The 12,921-nt window shown below is 62.0% G+C and carries 13 protein-coding genes; 5 read left to right on the top strand and 8 right to left on the bottom strand.

What is annotated here, in order from left to right; all coding sequences use genetic code 11:
• Nucleotides 1–81: 81 nt before the first annotated feature.
• From RR842_RS08070 to RR842_RS08055, 4 genes are all read right to left on the bottom strand, one after another.
• Nucleotides 82–726 carry a molecular chaperone TorD family protein gene (locus RR842_RS08070; protein WP_332553789.1) on the bottom strand — a complete coding sequence of 215 codons (645 nt, stop codon included), beginning with the start codon at nt 724–726 and terminating at the stop codon, nt 82–84.
• Nucleotides 727–792: 66 nt separating this feature from the next.
• The gene (gene nrfD / locus RR842_RS08065) at nt 793–2,013 is read right to left on the bottom strand and encodes an NrfD/PsrC family molybdoenzyme membrane anchor subunit (RefSeq protein WP_332518490.1); all 1,221 of its coding nucleotides are present in this window, start codon (nt 2,011–2,013) and stop codon (nt 793–795) included.
• A gap of 9 nt (nt 2,014–2,022) precedes the next feature.
• A complete protein-coding gene (locus RR842_RS08060) occupies nt 2,023–2,640 on the bottom strand; it encodes a 4Fe-4S dicluster domain-containing protein (protein WP_332553788.1) in 618 nt (205 codons plus the stop codon).
• Nucleotides 2,641–2,649: 9 nt separating this feature from the next.
• Nucleotides 2,650–5,061 (bottom strand): molybdopterin-dependent oxidoreductase, encoded by a 2,412-nt coding sequence (locus RR842_RS08055; protein WP_332722736.1) that lies wholly within the window; start codon nt 5,059–5,061, stop codon nt 2,650–2,652.
• Between the two features lie 343 nt (nt 5,062–5,404).
• Here RR842_RS08055 and nrfD (RR842_RS08050) point away from each other — a divergent pair, with 343 nt between their 5' ends.
• The 5 genes from nrfD (RR842_RS08050) to RR842_RS08030 all read left to right on the top strand — a co-directional run bounded on the left by nrfD (RR842_RS08050) (nt 5,405) and on the right by RR842_RS08030 (nt 9,460).
• Complete coding sequence (gene nrfD / locus RR842_RS08050; protein WP_332729418.1) at nt 5,405–6,313, top strand: NrfD/PsrC family molybdoenzyme membrane anchor subunit; 909 nt, start codon at nt 5,405–5,407, stop codon at nt 6,311–6,313.
• Nucleotides 6,310–6,762: a GntR family transcriptional regulator gene (locus tag RR842_RS08045; RefSeq protein ID WP_332522500.1), complete on the top strand. Its 453-nt coding sequence runs from the start codon at nt 6,310–6,312 to the stop codon at nt 6,760–6,762. The genes nrfD (RR842_RS08050) and RR842_RS08045 overlap by 4 nt, the downstream gene beginning before the upstream one ends.
• Nucleotides 6,737–7,678, top strand: coding sequence for a slipin family protein (locus RR842_RS08040; protein WP_332722739.1), 942 nt, complete (start codon nt 6,737–6,739; stop codon nt 7,676–7,678). The genes RR842_RS08045 and RR842_RS08040 overlap by 26 nt, the downstream gene beginning before the upstream one ends.
• A 114-nt stretch (nt 7,679–7,792) precedes the next feature.
• Complete coding sequence (locus tag RR842_RS08035) at nt 7,793–9,082, top strand: carboxylate--amine ligase (protein WP_332729417.1); 1,290 nt, start codon at nt 7,793–7,795, stop codon at nt 9,080–9,082.
• A 30-nt stretch (nt 9,083–9,112) separates the two neighbouring features.
• Nucleotides 9,113–9,460 carry a hypothetical protein gene (locus RR842_RS08030; RefSeq protein WP_332729416.1) on the top strand — a complete coding sequence of 116 codons (348 nt, stop codon included), beginning with the start codon at nt 9,113–9,115 and terminating at the stop codon, nt 9,458–9,460.
• 54 nt (nt 9,461–9,514) lie between these two features.
• Here RR842_RS08030 and map read toward each other — a convergent pair whose 3' ends face one another.
• The 4 genes from map to RR842_RS08010 form a co-directional block, all read right to left on the bottom strand.
• Nucleotides 9,515–10,285: a type I methionyl aminopeptidase gene (map, locus tag RR842_RS08025; RefSeq protein WP_332514891.1), complete on the bottom strand. Its 771-nt coding sequence runs from the start codon at nt 10,283–10,285 to the stop codon at nt 9,515–9,517.
• Between the two features lie 126 nt (nt 10,286–10,411).
• Entirely contained in the window at nt 10,412–11,764 is a 1,353-nt protein-coding gene (locus RR842_RS08020; protein WP_332729415.1) for a DUF1254 domain-containing protein, read from the bottom strand.
• 223 nt (nt 11,765–11,987) lie between these two features.
• On the bottom strand, nt 11,988–12,176 hold the full coding sequence (locus RR842_RS08015; protein ID WP_332514895.1) for a hypothetical protein: 189 nt from the start codon (nt 12,174–12,176) through the stop codon (nt 11,988–11,990).
• A gap of 54 nt (nt 12,177–12,230) precedes the next feature.
• Nucleotides 12,231–12,921 (bottom strand): SPFH domain-containing protein (locus RR842_RS08010; RefSeq protein WP_332729414.1); only part of this gene is annotated, 691 nt, incomplete at its 5' end.

The following is a 12,921-nucleotide window of genomic DNA, read 5'->3' as shown; positions in this document are numbered from 1 at the left end:
GGGTAGCTGCTCCTGCGGGTAGCTGCTCCTGCGGGTAGCTGCTCCTGCGGGTTCTTGCTCCTGCGGGTTCTTGCCCCTGCGCTACGCCGCGTTTTCGGCGTCCAGCGCGTCCCGATGCCAGCGCAACGTGCCTTCGACCAGCAGCAGAAGGCCCGCATAGAATCCGTCCGAGTACGCCTCCTCGACGCTCCCGCGCAAAGCGGCCACCCAGCCGAGCGGGTGATCCTCCATGAAGGCGCACACGTCCGCGTTCGCTACCTCGGCGGCACCCGCCGCCTGCTGCGCGCACAGGTACGACAGAAACAGCAGCTCGATGCCCATATGGTCGGGATACTGGTTGTTCTCGTTGGACACCTCAAGCCCGCAGCCTTCCAACAACCGCACCATCTCCAAGGCGGGTTTGCCGTATCCCACCGCATCCTCGCCTCCCCGGTTCAGCGACTCCCAGGGAGCCGCCGCCGGAGACGGAGGGCCCACGAACAGCTTCGTGAACTCAAGCGACGTCTTCTCGCGACCGTTGTCGCACAAGCCCTGCACCGCCGCAAGATAGCGGCCGATTTGCTCCAGCCCCGCGGCAATGTCCTCGTTCGACAGCTCGACGGGAAAGCCCTCCCAGGTGGCCGGTTCAAGATAGGGCAACTCAGGGTCGGACGGCACCGTCAAAAGCGCATTGCCCAGCACCGCGTACACATCGGCCAGCATACCCGCCACAACGTTCTTCTGCATGGAAACCCCCTTCAAAGAAACGATCCCGAACAGCCCTGTGGCCACTCGGGATCGCTGCATGAACCGTTACGCCGCCTGCGCACCCGTCGCCGCGTCCGACACGACATCGGGCTCCGGCTTGCGTCCCACAAGGAACGTCTTCGCCAGCACGATGAACGCGAGCGCTCCCAGCGACACGACGCCCAGCACCACCACGACCTCGACCCACGTTGGCGCATAAGCCGAGATGGCCGTCCAAACGTCCGAGCCCGTCGCGTGGGCTGTCGAGCTGGAACCCGAGATGAGACCCGGCGAACCTTCGATACCCGGGAAGATGAACGAGGTGAGCAAAAGCCAGATACGCTTGAAGAACACGCCCACGATAACCAGGGCAGAGGAGAGCATGACCAGCCCCGTCTTCTGCCGGTTCTTGGCGAACACGAGGATCGCGAACGGGATGACCACGCCAAGGATGATCTCGCCCCAGAAAAACGGCGCAGTCGCTCCGGCAAACATCTGCCCGAGCAGGGCGTTGCCGTGCTCGGCCTGCGGGTAGGCCATCGTCAGCACCTCGCAGCCCACCATGAAGCCGTCGATGGCGATGCAGGTGACCAAAAGTCCCGCAAGGTTGGCCATGAGCGACTTCTCGAACTTGAGGTAGCCGGCACGGCGCAGCGCCACGAGCGAGATAAGCAGCAGCGCCAAACCGGAATCCATAGCCGAGATCACGAACAACGGTGCCATGATGGCCGAATGCCAGCCTTCGTTGGCAATCTGCAAGCCGAAGATCCACGCCGTCACCGAGTGCACGAGGATGGCGATGGGTAGGGCGAAACGGGACACGCGCTTGACCGCCTTCTCGCGGGGCTTGCTTGAGGTCATGAAGAACAGGTAGACCAGGTTGATAACAAGGTAGCACGTGATAACGCACACGTCCCAGAGAAGCGGCGACATGAAGTTCGGGCTCAAAAGCAGCTGGTACACCCGTCCGATGCCGCCGAGGTCGATGAGCACGAACATGCCAGCCATGCAGATGCACACCGTCGACACCAACACGGCAGGCAGCGCCACCTTCTTGTACTCCTTCACGTTGAAGATGGAAGCCGACGAGGCCACGATCAGGCCACCGGCCGACAGGCCCACGAAGAACATGAAACTGGCGATGTAGAGGCCCCACGACGTGCCGTTGTTCATGCCGGTAACGCCAAGGCCCCCCATAAGCTGATAGATCCACACACCCACGCCGACGAGGGCCACTACCGCCAACGCAATGGTCACGGGCGTGACGTAACGTTTTTTCGCATCCATGTCTGTCCCCTAACCGTAGTAGTAGAGCTGCGGGCGGGTGCCGAACTCTTCCAGCAAGTTGCCAGCGTGCTTGTCGCGAACCAGATGTGCAATCTCGCTCGTCGGGTCGTCAAGGTCGCCGAAGACGCGGGCCCGTGCCGGGCACACCTTCACGCACATGGGGTCTTCGCCCTCGTCGGTGCGCTCCTTGCACAGCGTGCACTTCTCCGCCACGCCTTTCGGGCGGCGCACCACGCGCGCATCACCGTAGTCGAAATCGGGGTCGCGCTCGGCATCCTGCCAGTTGAACACGCGCGCCTCGTAGGGGCAGGCGGCCATGCACATGCGGCAGCCGATGCACTTGTCGTAATTGATCTCGACGCGGCCCAAATCGTCCTTGTAGGTGGCGCCTGTCGGGCACACCTTCTGGCACGCGGGGTTCTCGCAGTGCTGGCACGCCACCGGAACGTAGCGACGCGACAGGTCGGGGTACGTGCCCACGGCACCGTCCATCACGTCAGCACCCTCGGTGACCACGCGCAGCCAAAGCATTCCCATCGGGATGTTGTTCTGCAGCTTGCAGGCGTTCGAGCAGGTGTGGCATCCCACGCAGCGATCGAGGTTGATCGCAAGTCCTAGCTTCGTCATGGCAACCACCTATGCTTTCTTGATCTCGACGAGCGTGTCCGAGAAGGGAATGACCGGCCCGGTCATAAGCGCGTATCCGCGCTCGATCATCGTATCGTTCGTGACGTTTTGCAAGTTGCCCTCGACCAGGTAGTCCGACGTGGCCGCCTCGTACATGCGCGCCGAGTCGGGGCGCACGGCCTCGTTGCCCTTGACCTTACACTTGAAGGAGCCACGGTCGTTCAGCACCTCCACCGTATCGCCCGCCGCAAGGCCGCGAGCCTGCATATCCGTCGGGTTCAGCTCGACGTAGGGCTCGTAGAACTGCTGGGTCCACCGCGCATCCCAGAACTGGTTGTGAATGCGGAAGCGCGTGCGCACGTTCGCCAGCTGCAAGGGGTACTGCGCACGCAGGGGATTGTCTGCGTAGGCCTCGTTGCAGTCCTCGTAGGCGGGCAATTCCTGGCCGAACTCCACCAGGTTGTCGTAGTACACGTCCATGCGACCCGATGTGGTGAGGAACGCGCCGTCCTCGTAGGCGGTTCGGGGCTTCTCGATGCCCTCAAGGGGATACAGGTAGCCGTTCTTCACGATATCGTCGACCGTGAGGGCGGCGAGGTAGGGGTCTTCGGAGTTCGCCAGTTTCGCCTCGACAAGCTCGCGCGCCGTTTTCGGCAGGTGCTGGTCGACACCGAGGCGCTTGGCGATCTCCCGCTCGATCCAAAACTCAGTCTTCGCTTCGAACAGCGGGTCGATGACCTTCGCCTGCAGCACTAAATGGTTGTAGCCCGAGGCGATACCGCCGATTTCCTCGTCGTTCTCGAAGCGCGAGGTGGTGGGCAGCACGAGGTCGGACCATTTCGCGCCTTCGGTAAAGTAGGCGTCGATGGTCACGATGAAGTCGAGCTTCTTCACCCACTCGATGGTCTTGTTCTGGTTGCCGTACTTCTGGTTGATGGCATCGCCCAGGCAGATGAAGGCGCGCACGTTGTTGTCCTGGTATTTCAGGTCGTAGCTTGCCACTTTTGACGTTGCCGCGGCCAACTGCTCAGGAAGCTCCCACGCGCCCAGGGAGGCACTGTAGCCGTTCCAGGCACCGCCCACGAACACGCCGACGTGCGCGCCCGGCTTGCCGATGTTGCCCGTCAGGGCCGCGAGCAGCGCCGCCGCATGGCCGCCGATGTCGGCGTTGGCCATCTTGTCGCTGCCGCCCCAGCCCACGGCCAGCGAGGCCGGGCCGTTGCAGGCGTACTCCTGTGCGAGCGTCTTGATGGTGTCGGCGGGAATGCCGGTCTTCTCGGAGGCCCATTCGAGCGTGTAGTGCTTCTGGGCAGTTTCAAGCAGGCTGAACGCGGTCGTGCAGGAGGCGCCGTCCACGGTGAACGTGCCCTTGAGCGTCGGCTTCGCCGCCGCGTCCGTGTAGGCGCGCTTCTGCGAAGAGGACTGGTCCCACACGAAGAACGGGTTCTTCTCCCCCGTCTCGGGTTCTTCCGCATTCGGATCTTCCGCATGGTCGCGCACAAGCTTCTTCGTCTTGGCATCCACCAGATAGGGCAGCGCCGTATGCTGCAGCACGAAATCCTCGTCGTACCATTTGTTGTCGATGATGGCGGTGACCATGCCGAGGAACAGCGCGGCATCGGTGCCCGGCACGATGGGTATCCATTGGTCGGACTTGCCGGCCGTGGTAGAGAAGTGAGGATCGACGGTGACCATCTTGGCACCGGCTTCCTTCGCCTCGAAGAAGAGGCGCACCTGGGGAAGCGTGGATTCCAGGAAGTTGCTGCCCACCATGAGCACCATGTTCGCGTTCGTCCAGTCGCGCGCCTCGCCTGTGGCGTAGGCGTACCCGCCGCCGTGCCCGATTGCCGGGTCGAGGCCGTTGCCGGTGCCGTTGTCGATGCCGCCGTTGCCGCCCGTCTGGGCTCCGAACAGCGGTGCCATGAACTGCGCGAGGCTTTCTGTGGACTGCTTCACCAGCACGCAGTCCTTGCCGTGCTGCTTTTGCAGATCGGTGATGGTGTCCACCATCAGGTCAAGCGCCTCGTCCCATGAGATGGCAACGAAGTCGCTGCTGCCGCGCTCGCCCACGCGCTTGAGGGGCGTCTGGATGCGGCCCTTTCCGTAGATGTGCTGCACCTCCGACAGGCCCTTCAGGCAGATGGTGGCGTAGCGGTCGCCGCCAGCCTCGTTCGGCTGGACCTGCACCAAGCGGCCGTCGCGCACCTTGCAGGCCATGGGGCAGGCACCGCCGCAGTGCAACTGGTGGTAGGTGTAAGCGAGATGCTCGTCTGATTGCGCATGCGCCTGAGCAGGCTTGAGCCACGTGTCGTAACCCGCCGCACCGCCGAGTCCCACGGCTGCCGTGCCCGCAGCGAACGCTGCGCCCTTCATGAAGACCCTGCGGGTGATCGAAGATCCGCCCGTGTCGTTCTTCGGCATTGTTCCTCCTAGATGCTAGGATCTCCGTGCTCGCCGCGTGCCATCTTGGCCATCAGGTCACCGGCAAAAACACCTTCAAACGCTCCCGATCGATCAATCTGCGGTCAATATAGCAAATTGTATTATGATTAACAAGACTTATCATAATACAATTTTTGACAATTTAGAAAGGATCCAGATTTTATAAAAGCAGTTTTAAGCAATTCACATGGTATAACGCTCTAATCTCACGTATTTTCTTTTTACTTTCCCCTCCAACTCTTTCACTATTGTCCTAGGTTAATTTGCCTATTTTTGTTACACTGGAGCCATTACGAAACGCGTGGCAAAGGAAACTTTCTCTGTGCTCAGCACTCTGGTCATAGGTTATCTGTTCTTCGGCGGGCTTGGGTCGGGAACCTGCCTCGTCTTGTCCTGCCTTGCCCTGAAAAGCATTGCCGGCATCCCCCGCCGGGCAAATGGCGCGTTGGTTGCTTTCGAGGCGAACCGCCTGCTGTTCGGATGCGGCTTTGCCGCCTCCTTCGTCGCACTGGCACTCGGGGCTGTCTGCCTCGTGCTCGATCTGGGCCGGTTCGAGGCCATCGTGCACCTGCTCCTCAACCCCGCACCCACCTATATCTCCGTCGGCGCCTATGCACTGTCGGCCCTGCTGCTTGCGGTCGGAGCACTCAGTGCCGCGTGGCTTTTCCATGCACCGCTGCCGGCGCTTGCGCTCCGTATCCTATCCGTACTCGCCATCGTCATAGCAGCCATCGTCATGCTCTACACCGGGTTGCTTTTGATGGGAACCGAAGGGGTGCGGCTTTGGAACACGGCCTTGGTCCCCTGCCTATTCGTCCTCTCGTCGACGTCTTCGGGCATCGCCCTGCTGGTGCTGACCGCGTTCATTTTCGGCACGATACAGCCCTATCGGAGCTTTTTCCTCACACTCGCCAAGGTCGATGCCCTCCTGATCGCCGTCGAGCTGGCCGTTCTGGCGGCTTTCGTCGCACTCTCGTTTCTCGACCAGTACGCCCGCGTCTCAGCCGAGCAGCTCGTGTCCGGAGGCCTTTCGCTACCGTTCTGGATCGGGCTCGTCTGCTGCGGGCTGGCGCTGCCCTTGGCCCTGGAAGTGCTGGCCGCCCTGCGGAAAAACGAGCAATACACCCTTGCAGCCAGCTTGGGAGTAGTTGCCGGAGGCTTCCTGCTGCGCTGGTGCCTTGTGACCGCAGCCGTCCACCCGCTCATCTCGGCCGCAGGAGCACTGTCATGAGCGCCGGATCGATGCCCACACCCCGCACCGAGCGGTTCGCGCTCGACACCGATACCACCACCCCGCCGTGGATGCAGCTGCGCCTGTGGCTCATCGACCAGATCAAGCGCGGCATCTACCAGCCCGGGGATCGCATGCCCACCATTCGTGCGTTGGCGGCAGAGGTGTCGATGAACAACAACACCGCCAGCAAGGCCTACACCAGCATGATCAACGACGGCTACCTGCAATCGCGCCAAGGTTCCGGCGTGTTCGCGAGTGATCTGGCCAGCCCCAACAAGGACGAACGCGGCAAGATCGTGGACTTTGCACTGGAAAGCTGCATCGCCACCTGCCGCGACTTGGGCCTGTCCCTGCACGATATAGAGAAGACCATCCAGAAGCGCATACGTGGCATCGAACTGAGAGAGGAGCAGCTCATCCATGAAGAAGACGAAAGAAGCCGCTAACACTGCAAAAGGGGCGCTCGACCCTGCCGTCTACGAGCACTTCGAGCGCTCGCCCACCAGCGTGTCGGCACGCAACGGCGCCATCCTGGTAACCGTCGGGGTGTTCGCCCTCGTGTTCGCATGCTCGTGCGGCGCATTCTGGCTGGCCACCGGAACCGTCGGATTCGCCGGGTTCCTCGTGTCGCTGGTCGTGGCCGCGGTGCTCTGCATGTCGGTGCATGTCGCACAGCAGTGGGAGCGCGCCGTGGTGTTCCGCCTGGGCAGGCTCAACCGCGTCGTGGGGCCAGGGCCCTTCCTCACCATCCCCTTCATCGAGTACAGCGTCATCAAGATCGACCAGCGCGTGCGCACCACCGCGTTCGGCGCCGAGGAAACGCTTACGAGCGACCTCGTGCCGCTCGATGTGGACGCCGTGCTGTTCTGGAACGTCTGGGACGTGGAAAAGGCCTGCACGGAAGTGGACAACTACCCACTTGCCGTGCGCTCGTCGGCCCAGACCATCCTGCGCGACGCCATCGGCCGGGCCAGCATCTCAGAGGTGGCCATGCGCCGCAACCAGCTGGACCGGGAGCTCAAGCACCTGCTGGAGGAGAAAGTCACGCCGTGGGGCATCTCCGTGGCCTCGGTGGAGATCCGCGACATCCAGGTGCCTGAGAAGCTGCAGGACACCATGTCGCTTGAAGCCCAGGCTGAGCAGCGCAAGAAGGCCCGCATCGCGCTCATGGAGGCCGAGCAGGAGATCTACGAGATGTTCAAGGACATGAAGGACGAGAACATCGTCGACGAGCAGGCCATGCGCATGCGCGCCATGCACCTGCTCTACGAAAGCGTCCACGACACCGGCGGCACCGTCGTCGTGCCCAGCTCGTTTAGCGAGGGCTTCACCGACATCTTCGGCAAGGACGGGGCGAAGTAGGGGAAATCGGTATGGACACTTTCTCGAAACGGATGCGATAGGGTGCGCAGCATCCCCTCCTATGAGATAATGGCAGATCAAGAGAAGATACACAGCTAAGGAGTCCCGCACCCCATGAACCGCCCCCTCTCCCCCGATACCGACACGGCCGAGATCGGCCGCCGCCTGCAACCTGTCGTCGTAGGCGGCGACATCCTCGCCTACAGTTACGTGCGCGAGCTTCATCGCGCCTACGGCGTCAAGCGCACCATCATACTGGCCACGCAGGATATCAAGATGCTTTCCACCAGCCGCTTCACCGACTACCGCCTCATCGAGGGCATCCACGAGGCCGAGAACCTCTATGCCGCGCTTGAGGCCGTGGCCGCCGAGCAGCACGCAGCCGACCCCGACCGCGTGCTGCTCGTGCTCGGCTGCGATGATTGCCACGCACGCATGCTCTCAGGCGGCAAAGAGCGCTTGGAAGCCGCCGGGTTCGTGGTGCCCTACATCGACTTTCCCCTACTCGACGATATCACGCAAAAGCGCCGCTTCTACGAGCTGTGCGACGAGCTGTCCATCCCCTACCCGCGCACGTGGTACTTCGACTGCGGACCGAACGGCCCCGACAAGCTGCCGGTGGATGAGCTGCCCTACCCGCTCATCGCCAAGCCGTCCAATTCAGCACAGTTCCAAGCCGCCACTATCGAAGGCTGGCGCAAAATTTACGAGATCGAAAGCGCCGAGGAACTGGCGCAGGTATGGGACACCATCCGTGTGTCCGACTACGCGGGCGAGCTGGTGTTGCAAGACTTCATCCCCGGCGGCGACGACGCCATCCGCACGCTCACCACGTTCTCAGACGCGACGGGCGACATGCGCGTGGTGTCGGGCGGCGTGGTATGCCTGCAAGACCACGACCCCACCGCACTCGGCAATCCGGTGTGCATCATGGGAGAGCGGGAGGAAGCCATCATCGAGCATGCCCGGCGCTTCCTCAAGCACACCGGCTATCGCGGGTTCGCCAACTTCGACATCAAGGTGGACGAGCGCGACGGGTCGTTCCGCTTCTTCGAGGTGAACACGCGCGCCGGCCGCAACACGTACTACCTGAGCCTCGGCGGCGTGAACTTCACCACCCTCATCGTGGACGAATTCATATGCGGCCGAGAGATTCCCTACCGCGAGGCCTACGACCGCTTCGCCTACAGCTGCGTGCCCCGCTACGTGCTGCGCCGCAGCATGGAGAACCCAGAGCGCCTTGCCCAGGTCGAAGCTGCCCTCGGCGCAACCGCCGAGCCCTACCCGCTGCATTATGCACCCGATTCCTTTATGCACAACCTGTGGGCACGCATCATGTTCCTGAACCAGATTCCCAAGTTCAAACGCTTCCATTGGGACACCGGCGGCAAACAGCTGAAGTAGCTGCATCGGCGCTGCGGGAAGGGAACAGGGATGAAACGCTCGGGATTGATCGCGATGTTCGCACTTGCCGTGCTCCCGCTTGCAACAACGGGGCTCGCGGTTCTGTTCGTATTGCCCGATACCATCCCGCTCCATGCAGGCGTACATGGCATCGACAGCGTAGGCTCGAAGTACGGCGCGTTCAACGTAGCCTTCATCATGGCAGGCAGCTGTGCACTGTTCGCGGTCATGTACACATTCATGGACAAGCTGGCTGCGCTCGGCTTCGTGCACGGCACCGATGCGCATGGCGGGCGCATCTGCCTTTTGTTCTGCCAAGTATTCATGAACGTTGTGCAGCTGCTCGCCCTTGTTTGGATGACGTTCGAGTTGACGTAGGAGGCCGCGGGTTGCGAACTCCTACGTCTTGAAAAGGTGTTCAGAGGGCATTCCCTACACCGGGCGCCTCCGCCCCTCCTCGGTCGTAAGGATAAGCGGCCCGTCCTCGGTAATAGCAACGGTCTTTTCGAAATGCGCCGACGGCAAGCCGTCACGCGTGCACACCAGCCAGCCGTCGGGCATCTGGCGCGTCTTGTACGTGCCCAGGTTGATCATAGGCTCGATAGCCAACACCATGCCTGGCTCCAGCTTCACGCCGGCATGCCGGTGGCCGAAGTTCGGCACATTGGGGTCTTCGTGCATGTCGCGGCCGATACCGTGTCCCACGTACTCGCGCACCACGCCGAACCCTTCGGCTTCGGCAATGGACTGCACCGCATGCCCAATGTCGCCCAAATGGTTGCCAGGGCGCGCCGCATCCAGCCCTGCCCACATGCACTTCTCGGTCGTGTCCAGCAGGTGCTGCTTCTCGGGCGACACCTTGCCCACCGCGTACGTCCAGGCATTGTCGCCCACCCAGCCGTCCACGATGGCACCGGTATCGATGGAGATGATGTCGCCGTCCCGCAAAACGACGCCCGCCGACGGGATGCCGTGCACGATCTGCTCGTTAACCGAAGCGCAGATGGAGCCGGGGAACCCACCGTAGCCCTTGAATGCGGGAATGCCCCCTTCAAGACGGATGAGCTGTTCTGCAAACTCGTCCAACTCCAACGTTGACACGCCGGGGCTCACACGCTTGCCCACCTCGCGCAACACCTTGGCCGAGACGCGGCCCGCTTCCTTCATAGCCTCAATCTCGGCCGGTGATTTCCTGATAATCATGCTAACGACCGCACCTTATCTCTTGTGCTTATATACCGTCAACCAGTATAACACTCCCGATTTGGCTCGCCCTTCGACATAAGGCACGATCGGCCTCCCGCAATCATGCAATCACGAGAGCCCTCGTCAAACACTCGGAGCCTCTTCAAGCCAGGGAAGCCGCCAGTCAAAGGAGAGCACGCTTTCATCGGGAAGGTAGATGCGCATCGTGAGCGAGAATACCCCTTCGCACAGCGGAAGCCAGTTACGCACACGGTCCCCTCCAGGATTGCCCACTTGAATGTACAGGTCAAGCGATCCGTCGTCATCGAACAGGAGGTCATCGATCTCGCCGATGCTGTAACGTGCGATTTCGTTGGGAATAAGGCGCCCGGCCTCCGTATAGGCGGTCAGCGACCACCAGCCCCCGTCGGCGTGAGGCGGCGTCATACCCGGCTCGAAGTGGAGCACGTAGGCCCTGTCTCCCTGCAGCAAGGCTTCTGCTCGGTCCGTAACCATGGAGGGATAGACCGCCATCGAGACCGGGTTCGCAAATCCACCGAACGCCACGACAGCGCGAAAAGCGTAGTCAGTGCCGAAGTTCCCGACGCGGTTGTCCATGAACATCCACCCGTTCGAGGGGGTGATGTTGGCATGGTCGGACGCGAAGTCGCGGTCCATAAGCACCGACAGGCGCGCGGCCACCTGAGCTGCAACCTCGTCGAGAGCATCGAGGTCGAATTCGAGCCCCGCCCCTATCCCAAGCGACGCAAACCGCTCAAGAGCAGGCGCGTCCTCAGGAAAGCCGGGGTTTCCTACCGCCAGGTGATTGAAGCGCGCGAAGAAATCCTGCGCCGAGAGATGCGCCATATAATCGAGGGGAACATAGTCGAAGGCGGGATCATGCGAGCCGGCAGGCGGTCGATAAGAAGCGTCGCCATAAGCCGAAAGAGGGTACAGACGCATGCCGTGCTGGACTGCGTAAACGTTCTCCAAATCGTCAAGCCCGAAGCACTTCGTGCGCAGCAGCAGCCAGACGAGGTTGGTGGGCATGGAAACTTCCACCACGCCCACCGGGAGCTCGCCGTGCCAAAACGGACCCGTGAACGCATACGTAACCGCGTCGTTTCCCCCCACTCCGCCGGTCCCGAGAATGACCGACGTGTTGGAATAGCCGTCGAACGTCTGCACGGAGCAGTAGCGATCCGTCGCCGGCTTGTGGAAAAGCACCGGTTCGCTTGCAAGTTCGAGATACGCCTGGGAGTACACCGTGTCCACATTCGGGCGCGTCAGGCTGGCCATTTCGGGCGTCGCCAAGCCCCGAGCATGGAATAATTGGTTGATCGGCGCATGATCGCTTCCGGGCTCAACGACATTCGTCGTCATATCCTTGATGACGTCGAGCAGGACGAGCGGGTAGGCGTAGCGGTAGGCCTCTTCGAGCACCGCGGGGGCCGCGTCGGCAACCTCCACCTTATCCGAGCATGCCGTCGTTTCCATACGAGCCCCTTTCGCGCAGTTACGCAGAGTACGGAGCGGACACCTGCCTTATTGCACGTATCCACTCTTATCAGTCTAGCGCACCCTTCGAAAGAGGACCCGCTTTAGACCAAGCCGTTATCGCAAGGTTAGCAGCCTTTCGCGCACAGCGCGGTGCAGCCGCCTCGGGGATACCTTCCCCGCCCGGAGGCTACCCGCCCACGCCGTCCCCTTACCCCGCGCGCTATTCGGCCTCGCCACCGCCCTCTTCCGCCTCTCCAGCTGGCTTCAACCGGCCTGCGTCCTTCAGGGCACGGCGCAAGATGAACTCGACTTGTGCGTTCACGCTCCGCAGGTCGTCAGCCGCCCATCGCTCGACCGCCTCCCAGATATCCGGGTCGACACGTAACGGGTATTGTTTGCGTTTCGCCATATCGTCACCGCGCAGGCGCGATCCTACCTAAGCCGGCCGCGCCTGTGCCCCTTCTTATTGGTACAGCGTTCCCGTGTTCAGTACGGGTTGCGCGTCGGATTCACTGCAAAGCACCACCATGAGGTTCGACACCATGGCGGCTTTGCGCTCGTCGTCCAAGTCTACCACGTTCTTTGCCGACAACTCCGCAAGCGCCATGTCAACCATGCCTACCGCACCCTGGACGATCTTCTCGCGTGCCGCGATAACGGCATCGGCCTGTTGGCGACGGAGCATTGCCTGGGCGATCTCGGGCGCATAAGCCAAATGCGTCAAACGTGCATCGTCGATGACGACGCCAGCCTTCTCCAAGCGCACGGCCAGCTCTTCTTTCAGGGCCTCCGACACCTCTTCGACATTGCTGCGCAGCGTGATTCCACCCTCAAGCTCACCGGGCATCTGGTCATAGGCATAAGTGGTAGCCACGTGGCGCAGCGCCGTCTCGCTCTGCGTATGCACATAGGAGTTGTAGTCGTCCACATCGAAAAGCGCCTTCGCCGTGTTCTCCACCCGCCACACGATCACGTCGGCGATCTCGATGGGGTTGCCGCATTTGTCGTTCACTTTCAGGTGCTCGCCATTGTAGGTCCGGGCACGCGGGGATACCTTCGTGGACAGGGCCACTGGCTTGCCCGTCTTCGCGTCGAAGGCGGCACCGGCTGATCGGGAATAGAACGGGTTCGCCCAGTGAAAGCCCTCGTCACGC

The organism is Gordonibacter sp., assembly GCF_036667095.1.
In the GTDB taxonomy this organism is placed as follows: Bacteria; Actinomycetota; Coriobacteriia; order Coriobacteriales; family Eggerthellaceae; genus Gordonibacter.
The sequence above is the reverse complement of the archived record's forward strand: the minus strand, read 5'-3'. Positions and strand labels throughout refer to the sequence as shown.